This is a genomic window from Anabaena sp. FACHB-1237, assembly GCF_014696225.1.
In the GTDB taxonomy this organism is placed as follows: Bacteria; Cyanobacteriota; Cyanobacteriia; order Cyanobacteriales; family Nostocaceae; genus FACHB-1237.
This window is the reverse complement of record NZ_JACJPV010000025.1, coordinates 1-21392: the sequence shown is the minus strand read 5'-3', so window position 1 is coordinate 21392 and position 21392 is coordinate 1. Positions and strand designations below refer to the sequence as shown.

The window sequence follows — 21392 nt, the reverse complement described above, 5'->3', positions numbered from 1 at the left end:
CCAAAGGCTTCAACTAAAGTTTTAAACTAAGTAATTGCAAATTCTGTATATTGTCTGATATCGGCTGGTTGGAAGGCTAAAACTATTTGATTTTTAGGAATACCAGCGTTAACAAGTTCGTTGGCTATACCGTATTCTGTTCCGTCTCTTTGAATCCAGATTTTATCGTTGATTATGTCAATATGAACTAAGCAACCATGCACTCGTTGATTATTTTCCCAGCCTAATGTTAGTAGTAGGTAATGATTGGCGGTTTGGTCTATGATTAGTTGTCTTTCTAGTTCACCGTAAGCGTAGGGAAGTTGAGAATATTCGGTTAAGATTTTTTGAATGATTTGACGATAATTATTTAAGGTATCCATTGCAGTATAATCTCTTGTTTGGGGTCGAAGACAAGTAAACAAAGGCGTTGATTTTCTAATAATATTTTACCAATTGGTTCTTGAAATAGTTCTGAGTAGGTTTCTTGACGAATAGCGAGATATAAGCGGCGTTCAGGTTCTAAGCGTGTGAGAATGTCGTAATATAAGATATATTGCCCTAAAGCGTTTTCTAGGTCGGCAACTGGAGAAGCACCTATAAAGCTTTTAATTTCGACTGCTATTTTCTGTCCAGTTTTTTCGGCTGCTATGAGTTTTTCTGCACCTAAGTCTATATATAAATCTCTTATACCCCATTTGAGAACAAATGGATCTTTGGTGATTTGCCAATTATCTTTTTCTAGGGCATTTCTAACGGTATTATGGTAAATGTCTTTGGCTGGCATAGGGATAAATTTATACTACAATATATAGTATATTAATTTGGGTATTTACAAAAAGCCCTGGCGATTAGAAATTGCGGCTATACAAACAAAGTCCACCTGCGTGGACTAAAAGCAAGATTTTTGAACCCGCGTTCGCGTAGCGTTCCGAAGGAAAGGCGGGTTTTGTCTGTGTAGACGCGAATTATATTCGCCGGGTGTTTAAATGTTTTTTGTTTCGCGCAAAGTCGCAAAGGAGCAAAGGAGCAAAGACGCAAAGTAAGAGAAGTAAGAGAAGTATCATAATATATGATATATATAAATAAGGTTAAATAATCTATGTCAGTCCTCCTGATAGCCAATAGTTATAGTTTATGATTCTTTATAAACTTCAATAATGGTTACTTATTTTCACACATCTTTACAAAGTCAACTTTACTTAATTAGAGATTAAAGAGGTATTTCTATGATATATATCATTACCATTTTGATAACTAAAATCTTAATTATGAGCTATCTTTTATTTACACAGGATAACAACCAGCAACAGAAGATTGATACACAAGATGCTCAGAATGTGGCTAAATATAATTTAATAACTAAAGTTTTTTTAGATATATTTTCTCAATCTCAGCAGTTAAACATAAAAGTTGAGATATTGACTGATAACAATGAGTCCTTAAAACAAGAGATTCAAAAACTACAACGACAAATTAATAGTTTGCATCAGGAATATCAAACAACTTTAGAGTTAAATAATAAGTTGCAGAGACAAAATACTATTTTTCAACAAAGAAATCAAGATTTAGAAAATAACCAAAAATTATTTATTCAAAGGCTGGGTGGTATTGTTTATAAGGAGAATTTAGAAGATAAGACATGGAATTTAGTTTTAGAAAAAGCTCAGTTCGTAGGTTGGGTTAAGCAAAGCGCAACCCAACGCAATTAAATTATAATGATGTTGGGTTTTCTCAACCCAACCTACCACTAAACCGATCCAAAACCAGTAAACTATAAAGTTATGAAGCTATCTGATAAATTACAGGTTTATATCTTGCTTCGGGAATGGGTTTACCTTCTATTTCCGCAGCTTTTAACCAAGCAGTTTTAGCTTTCAGAACTTCTTGCAGTGTTTCTTCTTCAGTTAAACCAAATCCTGAACAATATTTTAAATCAGGAATATCAGCAATATAACCTTCATCTTCTTGACTGTAGAAAATATTAATGTGATAGTGTTTCATTATTCATTCTCCATAGTTAAGGAATATTTTTCAATTAATATTAAAAATTGCCGAATTTGATAAGGAATAGCCTTACCATTGCGATTTTGTCAGTTAATAAGTTCGGGGATAGTTGGATGTGTAAAAATGTGATGACTACCGTTGATATGTGATAGGGAAAAACCAAAGGCTTCAACTAAAGTCACTAAATCATCAAATTGAAGATTTTTAGATCCTGAAAGAACTTTCTCTAGTAATTTACGTTTTTTTGACATTACTTTATTTTATCATTGTTTTACATTAATTTCTATCCTACTTTCATTATAAAGATGTTGGGTTTGGTTCCTCAACCCAACCTACTACTAAATCAATTCTAAAATACAGCATTAGGATCAAATTCCTCATCAAAATCAAATTCTCGAATTAGTGTTTCTCGAATTTCCGTAAAATCCTGAACTAAGGTAAAAAGTTCTTCTGTTTTTTGAAGCATTGGAGAATTAGTTTCTTTATCAAGATGTCTTAGCTTTTTAATATTATCAAACAAAGTTTGATTAGAATACCATGCCCTTCCAAATTGCAGTTCCTTAATTTTGATTTTATTCTTATCTTCAATTAGCTCCTGAAGGTTTTTCAGTGTACTTTCAGCTATTTTGAGAGATTGGTTATGTTCTATTACTACCGGACGTTTTCTAGCCTTACGATTACGAATGCGTTTTTGTTTACCTTCAATCTGTTCTTTTAATGCTTGAATAATTTGTTCAGCTTGTTCTTTCTTTTTTTCATTCATCTCATGTATTCTCTGTCTTCTAAGTTCAGAAATACCTAGATATTTTTTCTCAGGATATTTTTCTAAATAAGCCGCTACAGCTTGTTCTTTATATTCCTTGATATTATTGTCAATTTTAAAAGTATTAGCAAATAATTCAACTAACAGTTGAATAGTTTCTTTATTTTGACCAGCCCATATATAAAGTGGCATGGTTTGTCAATACTTACGCATGAGTTCTGAGATATTTTCTTGGCGGCTTTTAATATATGCTTTACGATGTTCCATTTCTTGCTGAGAGTATTTACTTGCTTTTTTTATGTATTTTTCTCCTTTTCCATCATCAACAAACTTAGTAGTTTTTAGCGCATAACATTCCGATGACTCACCTAATTTTGACGGAGTTATAAATTGAAATTTATCTAGTGGAACTTTTTGTTTTGAAATATCGTCTTGTCCACTATGTAAGTAGGCACACCTTAAAGCATAACAATCTTCACCAGTTAGAATAGAGACTTCTTTGTTACTGTTGTCATAAAATCCACTATAGTCTTCTTTAATATAAGTATTATACCAACGCTTATAGCGCTCTCCTACCGCCTTATTAGGGTTAGGGTCTTCTAGCCACCCACAAATATCTGGTAATGTTAATGCAGTTGCAAGTGCAGCATACCAATTACCCTGTTTTATAGCTTGTCGTACTGCTTCCTTCAGTTCTTTCATAATCAAACTCCTTACAATATCATTTAATACATTATATTAACAGATTAAAGTATAAAAATTATTCTTCCTTTGCGTCTTTGCTCCTTAGCGTCTTTGCGCGAAACACAAAAAAGGGATAAGCAAAACGCCTATCCCCAAAAAATCAATCTATTATCAAGTTATTAAAATTGAATAAAAAATCTAAACTGATGCAAAATCAGTAAACTGTCTCATATAAGGTGGCTTAAAACCTAAAACAATATCCGTTTTGGGTACTCCCAAATCTACCAACTCACTAGCTACCCCTTCCTCTGTAAAATCTCTCTGAATCCAAATTTTTCCATCTCTAATATCTACATGAATAATTGTCCCATAAGCCCTTTCATTATTTTCCCATCCTACATAAACTACTAAATAACTATTTCTTTCACAATCAAAAATTAACTCCTTTTCTGTTCCTTTGGAAGCATGATTTTCTGTATGTCTTGCTAATACAGTTTTTACTAATTCAGGATAATTCATTCCTTCCATAAAACAATCTCCTGTTTAATAGCTTCAAATATCAGTAATTTTAATTGGTGTTCAGCAATGATTTCTTGAATAAACGGAATGAGAAAAACTCTTTGTATATTTCTTTACCGATAGCTAAATATAAAATGCGGTCGGGTTCTTTTTTTCTTAAAACAGAACGGTAATTAAGTGTTTGTCCTAAAGCTATATGAAATTCAGTAACTTGAGATTGACCTAAAAAAGATTTTATCTCAACTGCTATTTTTTGACCTTCCTTTTCTGCTGCTATAAGTCCTTCCGCTCCTAAATCAAGACGAAATTCTATAGTATCTACTATAAATCTTAAAGGATCATCAGTAATTAACCAACCATCTTTTTCTAAAGCTAACCTAACTGCATTATGAAAAAAATCTTTTGCTGACATAAAAACAATGAATAAAAAATCTAAACCGATGCAAAACCAGTAAACTGTCTCACATAAGGTGATCTAAAACCTAAAACAATATCTGATTTCGGCACACCTAACTCAACTAATTGATGAGGAATTCCTTCTTCCGTAAAATCCCTTTCAATCCAAATCTTTCCATCTTTAATACTAATATGAATGGGAAACCAATAAATTCTCTCTTCATCTTTCCATCCTGTAACCAATAATAAATAAACATCCCTTTCGGTATCAAAAACAAGTTCGATATTTTCTGAATCTTCTACACATTCTTCCTGTGCATACTTTTGAATGAAATTTTTAACTATTTCTCGATAATTTAATGTTTCCATAGTAAGATTTCCTCCCTTTTCACATCAAACACTAATAACTTAATGTCATAAGTTTGTAAAACAGTTTGAATAAAAGAATCTAGAAAAAATCCTTCATATATATCTTGAGATATGGCTAGATATAATATCCTTTGAGGATCTTTCTGTGTTAATACTACCTTATAATTTAAAAACTGACCAATAGCTGTATGAAATTCAGAAATAGCTGAAAGTCCTATAAAACTTTTTACCTCTACAGCTATTTTTTGATTACCCTTCTGGGCAGTAATTAACCTTTCTGCACCTAAATCTATTCTCACCTTAACTTTTTCAGTAAGTTCAAAAGATAAAGGATCATGAGTAATTAACCAATCATCTTTTTCTAAAGCTAACCTAACTGCATTGTGAAAAAAATCTTTTGCTGACATACAAACTTACAATAACACCCTCCCCTTATTATATCCTCTCTCCGTGCCTCTGCGCCTCTGCGTGAGAAACAAAAAAAGTAATCCCAGTGCAAGATTAACTCTTCTCTTCTTCCCCTCTTCCTTCGTTTCCTTCGCTCCTTCGTGGTTCGTTAAATAAAAAAAGGGATAAGCAAAACGCCTATCCCCAAAAAATCAACTAAATGACTTACGTTCCAGAAGTCCAAGAATTGATATAGTCAATTTGCTCGGCTGTCAAACTATCAATGAAAATACCCATAGCTTGCAACTTCAAACGAGCAATTTCTTCATCCACTTCTCTAGGAATAGAGTGCAAACCAGCAGCTAAACTACCCTTATTCTTCACCAGGTATTCAACAGCTAAAGCTTGGTTAGCAAAACTCATATCCATAACCGCGCTGGGGTGTCCTTCAGCAGCAGCCAAATTAATCAAACGTCCTTGTCCGAGTACAACTACGGATTTACCATTTGTCAATTTATACTCTTCTGTGAAAGGACGGACATCCTTGATTTCCTTAGCATTAGCAGCTAAATATTTCAAATCAAGTTCTAAATCGAAGTGACCAGAGTTACAAACGATCGCACCGTCTTTCATCACATCGAAGTGTTCACCGCGAACGACGTGCTTGTTACCTGTGACAGTAATGAAGATATCACCGTGAGGTGCTGCTTCCGCCATTGGTAGCACGCGGAAACCGTCCATAACGGCTTCAATTGCCTTGATGTGGTCAATTTCGGTGACGATGACGTTTGCACCCATACCACGGGCGCGGAGGGCTGTTCCTTTACCACACCAGCCATAACCGACAACGACAACAGTTTTACCAGCTAACAAAATATTTGTAGCGCGGATAATCCCGTCTAAGGTAGATTGACCAGTACCATAGCGATTATCAAAGAAGTGCTTGGTGTCTGCGTCGTTGACGTTCATCGCGGGGAATGTAAGAACGCCTTCTTTAAACATGGCGCGTAACCGCACAATACCAGTTGTGGTTTCTTCGGTGCTACCAATTAAATCAGCTATTTGGTGTTGACGATGTTGAACTAATTCTGCTACCACGTCGCTACCATCATCAACAATGATGTTGGGGCGATGATCTAATGCTATTTGCACGTGGCGGTTATAAGTGGCGCTATCTTCGCCTTTTTGAGCAAATACAGCAATACCATGATCAGCTACAAGGCTTGCAGCTACGTCATCTTGAGTTGATAAGGGGTTACTCGCAATTAAAACTGCATCAGCACCACCGGCTTTGAGAGCGATCGCTAAATGTGCTGTTTCTGTAGTAACGTGGGCGCAAGCAACTAAGCGTAAACCAGCAAAAGGCTTTTCTTTAGCAAAGCGATCGCGGATTTGCTTCAATACGGGCATTTCTCGTCCAGCCCATTCAATACGTTGTCTTCCCAAGGGAGCGAGAGCGAGGTCTTTAACCTCGTGCTTTAAGGGAGCAGCTACAGTCATGAAAATTATCCTCTAAAAAACGAAAAATTACCACAAAAATTATCAATCAAGGAACTACACAGGTAAAACTTACCACGAATTTGTGTATACATACCTTCTTGTGTAGATCCAAAATTATATTTTTAAGGCTTTACGTACTTTAACAAAAATTTATTGCCACTAACCATATTTCCCAGCATTTAATAATCAACAGCATATTAACTGCTGAAAATTGCCCTTGTAGAGACATTCCATAGAACCTCTTTAGTGACTCCATGAAAAAGGTTGCTATATTCAGCAACCCACATTTAGACAAAAATTTTCTGAAAAAACTTGTTTTATTCCACAGATGCTAATTTGACCGTTTCTAAAGGGGTTGTTGTATCAGCAATTTTTGTATTAATTTCCGCATTCATTACAGTGGTGTTATGAGAATTATTACTTACTGGTGGTTCCGTGATCTCCCCATGATTTTGAGGTTCACTAATAGCTAGGCGATCGCACGGGATAGTATCCGATATAATAGCACTAGCCATGATTCCAGTATGAATCTCCATTTGTGCTTCCAGAGGAGCTTCAAAAACTAGTTTTTGTCCGGGAAATACAACCCTTTCAAAGTACCAGTTAGGAATATTACAGATGCGAGCAACCTGTATTTTACTCGTGACATTGACGTAGCAGCAGAGAAATTTTCCCGAATGCTCCGGTGGTAGAGGATCTAATATTTGAGCCATAACTGCTGAGGAGCTTTTACGCCACAATCTTACATTACATCCACCAACCTAACACCTGATGATCCCCTAAAGTTGTAACTCCTACTACCAACTGAGATTTTCTGCATTATTTATATCTAAAGATGTAAATAGACTGTTCTATATAACCTCTTTACAAGGGTTGCAGAAAACGCATATTTAATTTTCAGCACAGGCCTAATAACCCAAGTTGCCAGTTATTAATTTTCAGATATTTTATAGTCTGTAGGGTGCGTCAGACAGAATAATTTAGGTTAAAATTACCAATTTTAAGATTCTGACGCACCCTACTTCATCTAACTGGCAACTTACGTTAATACTAAAAATCCTCCCCTAATTCCTCAACTCGATGTTATTCTAAAAATATCGGAAACTTTTCTTAATAAACTCTCTCATATTCTCATATCAACACTCTCCATATCATAAATGTCATCCAATGTCAACCCTCAACTTCCCCCAAAACTGCCATGATTACAGATAAAATTCTCTATGTTCGTCTTCCTTGTAACCCCATATTTCCCATTGGGGTAGTTTATCTCAGCGATCATGTTCACAAACAATTTCCCCACATAGAACAGCGCATTTTTGATCTGGGAACGGTTCCTCCTTTAGACTATACCAACGCACTTAATCAATGTATTGATGATTTTAAACCCACTTTATTAATATTCTCCTGGCGAGATATTCAAATATATGCACCCGTAGGCGGTAGAGGTGGTAACCCTTTACAAAATGCCTTTGAATTTTACTATGCAAAAAATCCCTTCATTAAACTACGTGGTGCATTAGGTGGACTACGCATATTTATCGCTTATTATTTAGAATTATGGCGTAATTTAGGCTTAGTCAAGGGTGGGTTAAAACGCGCGCAAAAATATCATCCTCAAGCCCGTGTTGTATTAGGAGGAGGGGCAGTCAGTGTATTTTATGAACAGTTAGGTAAAAGTTTACCCAAGGGAACCATTATTTCTGTCGGAGAAGGAGAAACTTTACTCACCAAACTATTAAAAGGTCAAGACTTTAGCGATGAACGTTGTTATGTAGTGGGTGAAAATAAACCAAGGCATAGACTAATTCATGAACAACCCACACCCCTAGAAAAAACAGCCTGTAACTACGATTATATCAGCAGTATTTGGCCAGAATTTAATTACTATCTACAAGATCAGGATTTTTACATAGGAGTGCAAACTAAAAGAGGTTGTCCACATAACTGTTGTTACTGTGTATACACTGTTGTTGAAGGTAAACAAGTCCGTATTAATTCTAGTGATGAAGTAGTAGCAGAAATACGACAATTATATAATAGAGGTATTCGCAACTTCTGGTTTACCGATGCTCAGTTTATTCCCGCCCGGAGATTTATAGATGATGCAGTGGAACTCCTGGATAAAATCATTGCATCTGGGATGGAGGATATTCATTGGGCAGCCTATATTCGTGCTGATAACTTAACACCTCAGTTGTGTGAGTTAATGGTAAAAACAGGTATGAATTATTTTGAGATTGGCATTACCAGTGGTTCTCAAGAACTAGTGCGGAAAATGAGAATGGGGTATAATTTACGTACCGTGTTGCAAAATTGCCGTGATTTAAAAGCCGCAGGATTTAAGGATGTAGTGTCAGTGAACTATTCCTTTAATGTAATAGATGAAACTTATGAAACCATCCGTCAAACTATCGCTTATCATCGTGAGTTAGAACGAATTTTTGGTGCTGATAAAGTGGAACCTGCTATTTTCTTTATCGGTTTACAACCCCATACTCATTTAGAAGAATATGCCTTGAAGGAAGGTATCCTCAAATCAGGGTATAATCCTATGAGTTTAATGCCCTGGACAGCAAAAAAACTTTTGTGGAATCCTGAACCTTTAGGATCTTTCTTAGGTGAAGTCTGTTTACAAGCATGGCAACAAAACCCTAATGATTTCGGTAGAGAAGTAATGAATATCTTAGAAACAAGATTAGGTTGTGCTGATTTGGAAACAGCGCTTTCTGCACCAATAGAACCTCAAAGCAAACAACTTGCAGCCATAAGAGCTTAAATTTTATCTATTCCTTAGCAGTGCTAGAAGTTCATGTTATACGGTTCAATTCTCCAACAGCTAGAAACTTCCCATCGTTATAGTACCCGCCCCATTCATTTTGGTGTGTACTATAAAAATACCTTGGTTTCTCTGTGCCATGCTTTAGAAGATCATGTATTAACTAAAAATGATCAGCCTTTAGTTATAGCGGCTTTTCAGCAGGGTAAATGGTATGCCCAAGAGGCACAAAGATATACTGATATTGCTAAACATAGTCGCGCTGTGGTCATTATGGCCGCAGATGACGCTGGTTTTATAGAACATCCCACCAGTAAACTAGATAATGTGGACTTGGTAGGATTAAAACCAGGTGATTCTGTGTCCCAAGAGTGGCACTTGATTATTTTATCACCAGAATACACAGCTATGGTACTTTGTCAAGAGTTATCTGAGGCTGATTATAGCTGTAGAGGTATACCAAATACGGATCTCGAACGGAAATTTTATGGATTATGGACTTTTGAACCAGAATTAGTCAAAGAAACAGCTAATTTAGCGATCGCCCACATCCAAAAGTATAATCCGCAACTCGCAGAAAAATTGACTAATGATGTAAATAATATTACAACTACCGTATCTTCTGTACAAGACGTGAGTACAGTAGTAAGTCGTGTAATTGATTACCTCAAAATTGAACAAGACCATATTTACACTGCTACCACTAAAAAAGTAGAATCATTAGATAGAAACTTAGTATCCAACGAAATTCAAGCCTTGCTGCGGATGGCACAGTTAATGGACTTATCAGACATTAACAACCCTATGGCAGCCACAGAAGTAGCTGGAATAGTGGAAACAATGGGGCAATTATTGGATTTACCTGCATGGCAAATTAAAAGATTGCGACTAGCAGCTTTACTGCATCGCATAGATCCCATGCAAAAAGCTGAAAGTATGATTAATCACAGTAATTCCAGTAGATATGCAGATGATCCTAATTGTCCACTTACCTGTTCCCTGATACCCGGAGTGCAAGCATTACGGATCATGCCTAGACTGAGGGCAGTAGCGCAAATTATCACCCATCAAAGCGAATGGTGGGATGGTACAGGTAAACCCACAGGTTTAGCAGGGGATGATATTCCTTTAGAGTCAAGAATTTTAGCTTTAGCAGCAGAATATCAATGGCGAGTCAATCAGTATAGATACTCAGAAGACAAAGGTATAGAACTATTTGCTCGCGCCCTAGATCATTGTCGTGAACAACAGTCTACCCGATTTGATCCTAAACTTGTAGACACATTAACTTTATTAGTGATGGGTTTACAACAAGGATTAGACTTGCCATTATTGAAACCTAAATATAGTAGTAGTATTTGGTTACTCGATTCTCGATGGGATGTACAAAATAAACATAGTCAGCAAATGAAAATTTACCTACAATGAACATAGAAGCGATTAGATCAGGAGAAATTTCTCAGTTAGCTGGTGCAAATTTAGAAGATGAGGATCTTTCTGAATTAAATTTAAGCAAAATCAATTTAGCCGGGGCAATTTTAGTAGGGACAAATTTTAACAATTGTAATTTAGAGTCAGCGCATTTTGCAGGAGCAAATTTAATGGGTGCAAATTTATCCCAAACAAACTTGCGTGCGAATTTAATGGGTGCGAACTTGATGCAAGCAAATTTAACCAGTGCTGATTTAAGGGGTAGTAACTTAAGAGGTGCAAACTTAATGGGAGCAACCTTGAGTGATGCTTGTTTAGCAGGTGCTTTTTTAAGTGGTGCGAATTTAATGAATGTTAATCTTCAAGGTGTAGATTTGCGCGGAGCAGATTTAAGAGGTGCTAATCTTAAATCTGCTAATCTCAAAGGCGCGGACTTATCTAGTGCGGACCTACAAGGAGCTTTATTAGCTGAATCGAATTTAGAAGAGGCAGATTTACGGGGAGCTAACTTATCTGGTGCGAACCTTTTAGGTGCTAATTTACTATGTGCAGCACTAGAAGCAGTAAAATTAAGTGGTGCAAACTTGGATAGAGTTTGTTTCTTGGGTACGGTTTTAGAAAAAGATTATTAGGAGTCAGTAGGGGTAAAGCAAGAGATTCATGGGTATCAATTTAAGCTACAGATAGCTTATGTGTTTAGCTACTGCACCCAGATGGAACTTAAGTTCCAGGCTAATAGTTAAAGTTTACTAAACTATACTCAAAACAACTTAATTATCTGATTCTCCTGGGAGGGGTTTAGCACTGCTAAACCCCTCCCAGAATAGGCCACGCCACCCTATCATAATAAAGAATTTCCTCCCTGCACTCCAAACAATTTTAATATTTTTCGTCCCTTATATGCGATGCTAATGGTTTACTTAGTTATGGTTTTGAAGATTGAATTTGGATGTCTGTAATATCTAATTTTACTGTGAAAGTTCCGGCCACTACAGCGAATTTAGGTCCTGGTTTCGACTGTATTGGTGCTGCTTTGCAATTATATAATGAGTTTAAGTTTTCCACTCTCACATCGGGAAAACTGATGATTCAAGTCTCTGGTGCAGAAGCCGCAGGTGTGCAAACTGATGAAAATAATCTGTTATATCAGTCTTTTATCAGATTGTATGACTATATCAAACAACCACCTCCTCCGGTAAGCATTGAGATTAATTTAGGTGTACCCCTAGCACGCGGTTTGGGTAGTTCTGCTACAGCTATTATTAGCGGCTTAATCGCTGCAAATTATATGGCTGGTACACCTCTATCTGATGTGCAATTAATGAATTTAGCGATCGCTATAGAAGGCCATCCTGATAATGTTGTCCCTGCTTTATTGGGTGGTTGTCGTTTAGCAGCTAGTAGTAACACAGGTTGGGAAATTTGTGATATTACCTGGCATCGGCATATAATTCCAGTGGTAGCAATTCCTAACTTTGAACTGTCTACCTCTCAAGCTAGGTCAGTTTTACCTCCTCAAATCTCCCGTGGAGATGCGATTTTTAATATTGCCCACTTTGGTTTATTATTGCGAGGTTTAGCAACTAATAGAGAAGAATGGTTAACCACTGCGTTACAAGACAAAATACATCAACCCTATAGAAAAGCATTAATTCCCGGTTATGAGGCGGTAAATAATGCAGCTATAGATGCTGGTGCCTATGGTATGGTAATTAGTGGTGCTGGTCCTACATTATTAGCATTAGCTGACAAGAATATAGTTAAGCCAGTAGAAAATGCAATAACTGAGGCTTGGAGTGATCAAGGTATTACTGCTATAGTGCGATCGCTGGCACTAGATACCCAAGGGGCGATAATAGTTCATAATTAAGCTAGTTTGGTGTGATCCTTAAGCGATCGCACTATGACAATTAAATTAGTTATAGCAAAATTAGAATTATGAGTAAAAATCAGGAAAACTGGCAATATCAAGCCTTAAAAGAACACTAGAAAAAATTGCTACAGAAAATAATAAATCAATCAGCAGTGCTAAACCCCTACTGACTCTTAGCCCATGACTTACCTGACACTGTGCACAAAAAGACTTTCTTGCCAAACCCTAAAAATAACAGAAAGCGGTGACATTAGTTACCGTTTTTCTATTGACGTTACAAAAGTTTATATTTAGAATAGGAAAATCCTAATTTTAGTAAGTATTTATAACTATTTTTTGATCAAAACCAGCCCAAAATCAACAATTTGGCCAACAACAATCAAAAAATCATCAAAAAACAATAAAAAATATTTACAAAAGTAACGATTCCTTAATATAATAAAATCAAAAGTAAAACTGAAAACTGATTATTAACAGTGATGAATCATATAGAAATTCCCTGGTTATCAGCCATAGTCCTGTTGCCCTTAGTGGCCAGTCTAGGCATTCCGATGATATCCGACAAAGAGGGTAAAACCTTACGCTGGTATGGTTTAGGAGTAGCATTTGCAGACTTATTACTAATGATATTTGCCCTGGAGCAGAAATACGACTTTCAAAGTTCTGCCATACAAATGGTAGAAAACTATTCCTGGCTACCACAACTAGGTTTACACTGGTCATTGGGAATTGATGGTTTATCAATGCCGCTAATTCTTCTAACAGGCTTAATTAATACCTTAGCGATATTTGCAGCCTGGAAAGTGGAAACAAAACCACGTTTATTCTACGGATTAATGTTGGTAATGTACTCCGCTCAATTAGGAGTATTTCTCGCCCAAGACTTACTATTATTCTTCTTGATGTGGGAAATTGAATTAGTACCAGTTTACTTACTAATTTCCATTTGGGGGGGACAAAACCGCCGTTACGCAGCAACTAAATTTATCATTTATACTGCCGCAGCATCCATATTTATTCTTATTGGCGGTTTTGCAATGGCATTCTATGGTGATAACTTCACCTTCAACATGACAGAATTAGGCTTAAAAGAATATCCTCAAGTCTTAGAATTAGCACTATACACAGGTTTCTTAATAGCGTATGGTGTCAAACTACCAATTTTCCCTGTGCATACTTGGCTACCTGATGCTCATGGTGAAGCACCAGCACCCGGATCCATGATCTTAGCAGGTGTATTATTGAAGATGGGAGGTTATGCCTTAATTCGTTTTAACATGGAAATGTTAAGCGATGCTCATGTTACCTTTGCTCCAATGTTAGCAGTTTTAGGAGTAGTGAATATAGTTTATGGTGCTTGTTGTGCCTTTGCTCAAACTAACCTGAAACGCCGTTTAGCATACTCTTCTATTGCTCACATGGGTTTTGTGCTCATCGGGTTAGCATCCTATACAGAACTGGGTATTAGTGGTGCAGTGCTACAAATGATTTCCCATGGTTTAATAGCTGCTAGTTTATTCTTCCTTGCTGGTGTGACTTATGAACGTACCCACACCTTAATAATGGATAAAATGGGTGGTATAGCCAAAATTATGCCTAAAACCTTCGCCTTATTTACCGCCGGCGCTATGGCTTCTTTAGCATTACCAGGTATGAGTGGTTTTGTGGGAGAATTAATGGTGTTCTTAGGTATTGCCACCAGCGATGTGTATAGTTCCAGTTTCAAAGTAGTTATTATTTTCCTTTCCGCAGTTGGTGTTATTCTCACTCCTATTTATTTACTTTCCATGTTACGTCAAGTATTCTATGGAAATCAAAGTGCAGAATTACATTTAGATCCTGTGGTTTTGGATGCCAAACCTCGTGAATTATTCATTACTGCTTGTTTCTTAATTCCCATCATTGGTATTGGTTTGTATCCTAAATTAGTGACACAAACCTATGATGTAAAAACAATAGAAGTTGCTGCTCATGCACGTCAAGTATTACCAGTATTAGCACGTGAACAACCAGCAAACCTGTATTCGCAAATTTTCACAGCCCCAACCTTAGCTGCTGCTGAAGTAGAAAGTTCCGTTAGTATAGTCAAGTAATTATTTAAACCAAGGAATATCTTGGTACTAAATCATCAATTATAGGGGAATTGTCTATCAGATCCTTGATTTCTTAGAGAACTCGGGGATCTGAACTTTAAAAAAACTTAAAAAATTTTTAATTTAAAACCGATCCCTCTTGTTTTAGTGAAATCAATTCATATTTATCTTACTATATCTTCCTAACGCAATTAACGGGAAATATTGCTGATAGAAATGATATTTCAAATAAAAATGACAAGGAAAACCCGTACCTGTAAAATAAGACTCTTCCCAAGTTCCATCATCCTTTTGAGTAGTTAATAAATAATTCACACCTTCGTTAATATTCTCCATCGCAAAATTACCCGTTGCTTCCCCTGCTGCTATTAAACCAATTAACGCCCATGCAGTTTGAGAAGCGGTACTAAATCCTATACCTTTAAGACAAGGATCATTATAACTATAACAGGTTTCACCCCAACCACCATCGCTATTTTGACATTGAATTAACCACTGTGCACCATCTTTCATATAACGATGATATTTTTGGGAATTAGTCACAGATAAAGCCGATAAAACTCCACTTGTACCATAGATATAATTTACCCCCCAACGTCCAAACCAACAACCTTCCGCTTCCTGTTCAGCTAATAAGTAATCTAGGGCTTTTTCCAGCTTATCATCCTCAATTTTTAAACCGCAAACGCCCAACATTTCTAATACTCTAGCTGTTACATCTGCCGTATTTGGATCAATCATCGCTTTGAGATCACCATAAGGAATAGAATTAAGCCAATCTTGATTATTATTAATATCAAAAGCTGCCCATCCTCCTTGATCACATTGCATGGAACTAATCCAACTTAAGGCGCGTTTCATGGCTTGTTTTTTCAAATTTTCATTGGGTAATTTCGCTTGATATAAAGCCATCACAACTACTGCGGAATCATCCACATCAGGATAAAAGCGATTATCAAATTCAAACGCCCAAGCCCCAGGTTTCCCTTGGGAATTTTTCACTATCCAATCACCATAATCTAATATTTGTTTATCTAATAACCATTCTCCAGCCTTCACAATTGCAGGATGATCATGAGGAAAACCAGAATCAATTAAACCTCTAATTACCCAAGCCGTATCCCACACTGGAGACACACAAGGTTGGACACAATAGGTATTTTCAGTTTCAATAACGAAATTATCTACTGCTTTTAAACCACGATAAATAATCGGATCATTGACATCATAACTCAAACATTTTAAAGCTAATAAAGAATTTAGCATAGCGGGAATAATTCCTCCCCAATCTCCGCTAACTTCTTGCCGTTCTAAAATCCATTTTTCTGCTGCTTTAATACCTTCTTCTCGAAATGGTGAAAAGTTAATACTTTCGCATAATTTAAAACCTTGATCTAAAATAACAAATATATCACTCCAATCACCAGCACGGGGTAATTCCCATTTTACATTCTCAATTCCTTCGGTGTATAATTCATCAAGATTGATGGGATTATCAAGATTAAAAATGGGTTTTTGATCAAAGACAATTAATAAAGGTACGGTACTAGAACGCGCCCAACTAGATAATTCATAAATGTTGAAAAAGAAGTTATTTGGTAATAACATTACTCCTGGAGGTAAGGAAGGTAAACCTTGCCAATTGTAACAACTAATTAAGGCTAAATGTAATTTAGTAAAGATACGAGTTTTACTAATACCACCTTTTGATAAAATGAAAGATTTTGCTTTTATTAAAGCCGGATCTGTAGCAGGCGCTCCCAATAATCTTAAAGCCATATAGGCTTCTACAGATGTACTTAATTCGCCTCCGTCACCATAAAATAATTCCCAACCACCATGATCTTTTTGTTGACGACGGAGATAATTTTCGGCTTTATGTAAAGGTCTAATTTTATCAGTTCCCCAAATTTTATGTAATAATACTACTTCCGCTGTAATTGTTACATTAGATTCTAATTCAGCCCCCCAATAACCATCAGGATATTGTTGAGAAAGTAGATATTTTTGACTAGCAGTTATGGCTTGTGTAACTTGCTGGACTTTTCCTTGATCTTGTATTTGCATCGCATCCTCATTTATTGTATCCCCGACTTCTTTAAGAAATAGGGGATCTAACTATTTGCTAAAATTAACAAATATTGTATTCTGTCTTAATTAGTGCAAGTTGGCAAGTCTTTATGAGCGGAATTACAGAAATTATTTTTGGTTTATCACTGTTATCTTTAGTAATTTGGTTATTTTTAATTTTATTTTGGGGACAATTTTGGCGTGTAGATGAAAGATTAGAAACAATTATACCTCAATTAAATACTTTACCTAGCATAGCTATTGTAGTCCCAGCGCGTAATGAAGCAGAAGTAATATCTATAAGTTTAAGATCGCTCTTCCAACAAGACTACCCTGGCAAATTTAACATTATCCTGGTAGATGATCAAAGTACCGATGGTACAGCCAATTTTGCGGAAGGAGTAGCTTACGCCCTTGATAAAACTGCACAATTACAAATAATTACTAGTCAAACTTTACCATCAGATTGGACTGGTAAACTTTGGGCTTTGGAACAGGGTATTCAATTTGCTAACCAACTTACACCTGACTATATTCTATTAACAGATGCTGATATTGAACATCATCCTAATAATTTATGTCGTCTCATCGCCAAGGCTGAAAAGGAAAATCTAGATATGGTATCTATAATGGTGCGATTAAGATGTGAAAGTTTCTGGGAAAAATTGCTTATACCTGCTTTTGTATTTTTCTTTCAAAAACTCTACCCCTTCCGATGGGTAAACAACCCCCAAAAAAGCACCGCCGCAGCCGCCGGAGGTTGTATTTTAATCCGTCCCACATCTTTAAATAATATAGGTGGTATTAGTAGTATTCGTCATGCTCTCATAGATGATTGTACTCTAGCTAATAGAATTAAATCCAATCAAGGTAAAATTTGGTTAGGACTAAGTAGCCTAACTGTTAGTTTACGAGAATATAATAGTTTAGACACAATTTGGGATATGGTAGCACGAACAGCATATACTCAACTTAATTATTCACCATTACTACTTAGCTTAAGTATTATAGGCATGATGATAGTTTATGTTATGCCTATATTAGCAATAATTATAGGTTTAATTATGCTCAAACCAGGGATAATTATTGTAGGATTATTGACATCATTAATAATGGCGATCGCCTATTTTCCCATTATTAGCTTTTACAAATGTAAACCTATATTTGCATTAAGTTTACCTGTTATTTCTATACTCTATACCTTAATGACCATTGACTCTGCTATGAGATATTGGCAAAAACGTGGAGGCGCGTGGAAGGGACGAGTTTATCCTGTTGATCGGTGATGGGTGATTGGTAAAATAATCTTCTAACTCTCAACTCCCGACTTTTGACTTTTGACTCCTTGTTACACAATAGATATACAATATGACAGTTGTATTGTATTCTGTGATTGTGATTGAGCGTTATACTTTGCCGGAAATGGGCAATCTGTGGAATGAAACCTATAAGCTGAAAACTTGGCTAGATGTGGAAATAGCAGTTTGTGAAGCTCAGGCGGAACTTGGTTATATTCCCACTGCGGCCGTTGCAGAAATCAAAGCTAAGGCGAATTTTGACCCTAAGCGGGTATTGGAAATTGAAGCAGAAGTCCGCCATGACATGATTGCCTTTTTGACCAATGTTAATGAGTATGTAGGTGATGCAGGACGTTATATACATTTAGGTTTAACTAGTTCGGATGTGCTAGATACTGCTTTAGCACTGCAAATGGTAGCTAGTTTGGATCTATTGTTAAAGTCTGTACAGGAATTTGTTGATGTAATTCGTGCCAAAGCCAGAGAACACCGTTATACTGTGATGATTGGGCGATCGCACGGTATTCATGCAGAACCTATCACCTTTGGGTTTAAACTCGCTGGTTGGTTAGCAGAAATGTTGCGACATCAACAAAGACTACAAACTCTTAAACAAACCATTGCCGTAGGTAAAATATCCGGTGCTGTGGGAACTTATGCTAATATAGAACCTCGTGTAGAAGCGATCGCCTGTGCTAAATTAGGACTCAAACCTGATACCGCATCTACTCAAGTAATATCACGCGATATTCATGCCGACTTTGTGCAACAACTAGCACTAGTAGCAGCATCTATAGAACGTTTTGCCGTAGAAATTCGCAACCTGCAAAAAACCGACGTTTTAGAAGTGGAAGAATACTTTTCCAAAGGGCAAAAAGGTTCTAGTGCCATGCCCCACAAGCGTAACCCCATTCGTTCTGAACGTCTCACAGGTATGGCTAGACTAGTGAGAAGCCATGCTGGTGCAGTATTAGAAAACGTAGCCCTATGGCATGAAAGAGACATTTCCCACAGTTCAGTAGAACGAGTTGTTTTACCAGATGCCTGTATTTTAACTCACTTTATGCTCCATGAAATTACTGAATTAGTGGAAAACCTGTTAGTGTATCCTGAAAATATGCAACGGAATCTTAACTGTTATGGTGGAGTAGTATTTAGTCAACGAGTATTACTAACCCTAGTAGATAAGGGATTAAAGCGAGAGGAGGCATATAAAATAGTACAAGAAAATGCCCATACTGCGTGGAATAAAGCAGATGGTAATTTTTATGCTTTGATAAAACAAGATTTGCGTGTTACCAGTAACTTATCAACAGCAGAAATAGAAGCCTGTTTTGATGCCAAACATCATCTAGAACATTTAGAAGCAGTGTATCAAAGATTAGGTATTTAGGAGGTTGCAGGGTGCAGGGTGCAGGGTGCAAAGTTTTGGGTAAAGCATGAGATCATAGGTGTCAATTTAAGCTACAGATACTTCATTGGTTTCATCCGCAACTTACTCAATTACGTTCTCATTCAACTTTTCTGGTTGAGAAAACCACCATCACCAGCATTGAGTATCTAATAAAAGCCTCACTCTGCACCGCCTTCAAATGCAAGTAAAATATCTTAGGGTAGAGAAGCATTAAAATCATCTGGAACAGTAAATTTTCCTCGATCTTGACCTAGGCTAGAACGACCAGCACAGGTTGTAGTGTATATTTATATTCTGTAGAAATTTCTACTATTTCTTCTAGGCGAATTTTACCTTCTAAAGATTGTATATTGTTCTCATAGTATATATTCTAGTAGTTCTGAAACTCCAATAGGTTCTCGATTAATTACTAACCAATATATTATTTGTTTAATGTTTTTATAAATATCTAATAAACCTCTCAATTTGCAAATTGGGAGATTCTGATAAACTGGTTTCTTGTTGGCGAGAAAGAAACTTGATAATATCAGTGATTATTTCCGTAAATGGTGGAGCGTTCAGGAGCGATCGCCTCCGGTGGACAGAATGCGATCGCCATCAAAAGTTATCCAGTTATCAAATCAAGGTTTAAATAGAACTCGTGTTGACTGGTTTACCAAAAACACGATTTTTATAGTAAGATTACTAGAACAATCGTGTTTAATTTTCAGATATTCTGATCCCAGAATACTACATAAGAGTCATTTTTTTATATACGCAAGATTTCTGCGTGCTAACTAAAGCAGGAGTAATTAAAATGAGTCAGCAAAATCTAGTTTTCACTAATCCCAATGAAATTACCATTCCTAATGGTGGATCAGCAACAACCTACCCGTCAAGTATCAACGTTTCGGGGTTAAATGGCACAATTACGAGTGTGAAAGTAACCCTAAACAATATTACTCATACTTATCCCGATGACCTTGATGTTCTACTGATAGGTCCTACAGGTGCCAAGGTCTTGTTAATGTCAGACGCAGGTTGGTCTTGGGACTTAAACAATGTCACCTTAACCTTTGACCCCAATGCCAGTGATTTTCTGCCGGATCAAGGTCAGATCAGTAGTGGTAGTTATCTAGCCACAGACTATGAAACAGGTGACACATTTAATAATTCTCCTGCTCCCAGTGGTGACTATGGAATAGATTTTTCCGTATTTAACAACACCATCCCCAATGGTACATGGAGCCTGTATATAGTGGATGATACAGGAGTGGACTCCGGCAACATCGCAGGCGGATGGTCAATAGCTATTGATACTACTGAGGTAACGACAAAACCAGTAGTCACATTAGCGATTTCTACCAAAAAAGTAGCAGAACATAGCGGGGCGAATATTCTCTACACCTTCACCCGAACAGGCAATATCGCCAGTGCGTTAACCGTCAATTACACCGTATCAGGTTCAGCTATATTCAACACAGACTATAGTCAGACTGGTGCCACATCCCATACTGCCACTACAGGAACAGTTTCCTTTGCGGCTGGAGCGGATACAGTTACCCTAACAATTTCTCCTCTTGAGGACAACATTCAAGAAAATGACGAGACTATCATCTTAACCCTGGCAACAGGGACAGATTATATCATTGGCACGACCACAGCATTGACTGGAACGATTACCAACGGGAATGATCAGTTGGAAGCGACGGGCAGTAATCTAGTCAGCAACAAGATATATGACGGTGGCAATGGCACTGACAAACTGATTGTGGATTATAGCAGTGCAACCTTTAGTGGATTAGGTACAGATGGATTAGGAGTGTCCAATGGATATTGGTCAAATAGTGCCTT

General features: G+C 36.8%; 21 protein-coding genes and 1 pseudogene. 9 read left to right on the top strand and 13 right to left on the bottom strand.

Annotated elements, in window-relative coordinates; translation table 11 throughout:
* Positions 1-26 precede the first annotated feature (26 nt).
* On the bottom strand, positions 27-362 hold the full coding sequence (locus H6F32_RS13210) for a XisI protein (protein ID WP_190369794.1): 336 nt from the start codon (positions 360-362) through the stop codon (positions 27-29).
* The gene (locus tag H6F32_RS13205; protein ID WP_190369793.1) at positions 350-766 is read right to left on the bottom strand and encodes an element excision factor XisH family protein; all 417 of its coding nucleotides are present in this window, start codon (positions 764-766) and stop codon (positions 350-352) included. The genes H6F32_RS13210 and H6F32_RS13205 overlap by 13 nt, the downstream gene beginning before the upstream one ends.
* A gap of 484 nt (positions 767-1250) precedes the next feature.
* Here H6F32_RS13205 and H6F32_RS13200 point away from each other — a divergent pair, with 484 nt between their 5' ends.
* On the top strand, positions 1251-1691 hold the full coding sequence (locus H6F32_RS13200) for a hypothetical protein (RefSeq protein WP_190369792.1): 441 nt from the start codon (positions 1251-1253) through the stop codon (positions 1689-1691).
* Between the two features lie 70 nt (positions 1692-1761).
* On the opposite strand, the gene H6F32_RS13195 is transcribed toward H6F32_RS13200, so the two are convergent.
* The 10 genes and pseudogenes from H6F32_RS13195 to H6F32_RS13150 all read right to left on the bottom strand — a co-directional run bounded on the left by H6F32_RS13195 (position 1762) and on the right by H6F32_RS13150 (position 7317).
* Positions 1762-1983: a type II toxin-antitoxin system HicB family antitoxin gene (locus H6F32_RS13195; protein ID WP_190369791.1), complete on the bottom strand. Its 222-nt coding sequence runs from the start codon at positions 1981-1983 to the stop codon at positions 1762-1764.
* Positions 1984-2072: 89 nt separating this feature from the next.
* Positions 2073-2237 (bottom strand): type II toxin-antitoxin system HicA family toxin, encoded by a 165-nt coding sequence (locus H6F32_RS20595; RefSeq protein WP_242031124.1) that lies wholly within the window; start codon positions 2235-2237, stop codon positions 2073-2075.
* 98 nt (positions 2238-2335) lie between these two features.
* Positions 2336-2941: a hypothetical protein gene (locus H6F32_RS13185; protein WP_190369790.1), complete on the bottom strand. Its 606-nt coding sequence runs from the start codon at positions 2939-2941 to the stop codon at positions 2336-2338.
* 6 nt (positions 2942-2947) lie between these two features.
* Positions 2948-3451 (bottom strand): hypothetical protein, encoded by a 504-nt coding sequence (locus H6F32_RS13180; protein WP_190369789.1) that lies wholly within the window; start codon positions 3449-3451, stop codon positions 2948-2950.
* Positions 3452-3631: 180 nt separating this feature from the next.
* Complete coding sequence (locus tag H6F32_RS13175; RefSeq protein WP_190369788.1) at positions 3632-3961, bottom strand: XisI protein; 330 nt, start codon at positions 3959-3961, stop codon at positions 3632-3634.
* Positions 3949-4364, bottom strand: a pseudogene (locus H6F32_RS13170) (XisH family protein). Before H6F32_RS13170 ends, H6F32_RS13175 begins: the two are co-directional and overlap by 13 nt.
* A gap of 20 nt (positions 4365-4384) precedes the next feature.
* Positions 4385-4717 carry a XisI protein gene (locus H6F32_RS13165; RefSeq protein ID WP_104388591.1) on the bottom strand — a complete coding sequence of 111 codons (333 nt, stop codon included), beginning with the start codon at positions 4715-4717 and terminating at the stop codon, positions 4385-4387.
* Positions 4705-5124: a XisH family protein gene (locus tag H6F32_RS13160; RefSeq protein WP_190369787.1), complete on the bottom strand. Its 420-nt coding sequence runs from the start codon at positions 5122-5124 to the stop codon at positions 4705-4707. The genes H6F32_RS13165 and H6F32_RS13160 overlap by 13 nt, the downstream gene beginning before the upstream one ends.
* A gap of 205 nt (positions 5125-5329) precedes the next feature.
* Positions 5330-6604 (bottom strand): adenosylhomocysteinase, encoded by a 1275-nt coding sequence (gene ahcY, locus H6F32_RS13155; protein WP_190369786.1) that lies wholly within the window; start codon positions 6602-6604, stop codon positions 5330-5332.
* Between the two features lie 317 nt (positions 6605-6921).
* Positions 6922-7317, bottom strand: coding sequence for a DUF1830 domain-containing protein (locus H6F32_RS13150; RefSeq protein ID WP_190369785.1), 396 nt, complete (start codon positions 7315-7317; stop codon positions 6922-6924).
* A gap of 485 nt (positions 7318-7802) precedes the next feature.
* Between H6F32_RS13150 and H6F32_RS13145 the strand changes: the two genes are divergently transcribed.
* From H6F32_RS13145 to H6F32_RS13125, 5 genes are all read left to right on the top strand, one after another.
* Entirely contained in the window at positions 7803-9380 is a 1578-nt protein-coding gene (locus tag H6F32_RS13145) for a photosystem II high light acclimation radical SAM protein (protein WP_190369784.1), read from the top strand.
* 33 nt (positions 9381-9413) lie between these two features.
* Positions 9414-10808 (top strand): DICT sensory domain-containing protein, encoded by a 1395-nt coding sequence (locus H6F32_RS13140; RefSeq protein WP_190369783.1) that lies wholly within the window; start codon positions 9414-9416, stop codon positions 10806-10808.
* Positions 10805-11443, top strand: a complete 639-nt coding sequence (locus tag H6F32_RS13135; RefSeq protein WP_190369782.1) for a pentapeptide repeat-containing protein — start codon at positions 10805-10807, stop codon at positions 11441-11443. Before H6F32_RS13140 ends, H6F32_RS13135 begins: the two co-directional genes overlap by 4 nt.
* Before the next feature lie 317 nt (positions 11444-11760).
* Entirely contained in the window at positions 11761-12681 is a 921-nt protein-coding gene (gene thrB, locus H6F32_RS13130) for a homoserine kinase (RefSeq protein ID WP_190369781.1), read from the top strand.
* Positions 12682-13163: 482 nt separating this feature from the next.
* Entirely contained in the window at positions 13164-14777 is a 1614-nt protein-coding gene (locus H6F32_RS13125) for an NAD(P)H-quinone oxidoreductase subunit 4 (RefSeq protein ID WP_190369829.1), read from the top strand.
* 153 nt (positions 14778-14930) lie between these two features.
* Here H6F32_RS13125 and shc read toward each other — a convergent pair whose 3' ends face one another.
* The gene (gene shc, locus H6F32_RS13120) at positions 14931-16844 is read right to left on the bottom strand and encodes a squalene--hopene cyclase (RefSeq protein ID WP_190369780.1); all 1914 of its coding nucleotides are present in this window, start codon (positions 16842-16844) and stop codon (positions 14931-14933) included.
* A 113-nt stretch (positions 16845-16957) separates the two neighbouring features.
* Between shc and H6F32_RS13115 the strand changes: the two genes are divergently transcribed.
* The 3 genes from H6F32_RS13115 to H6F32_RS13105 form a co-directional block, all read left to right on the top strand.
* Entirely contained in the window at positions 16958-18133 is a 1176-nt protein-coding gene (locus tag H6F32_RS13115) for a glycosyltransferase (RefSeq protein ID WP_199294566.1), read from the top strand.
* A gap of 109 nt (positions 18134-18242) precedes the next feature.
* Positions 18243-19538, top strand: coding sequence for an adenylosuccinate lyase (purB, locus tag H6F32_RS13110; protein ID WP_190369827.1), 1296 nt, complete (start codon positions 18243-18245; stop codon positions 19536-19538).
* 1027 nt (positions 19539-20565) lie between these two features.
* The coding region (locus H6F32_RS13105) for a Calx-beta domain-containing protein (protein ID WP_277875064.1) at positions 20566-21392 on the top strand (827 nt) is incomplete at its 3' end.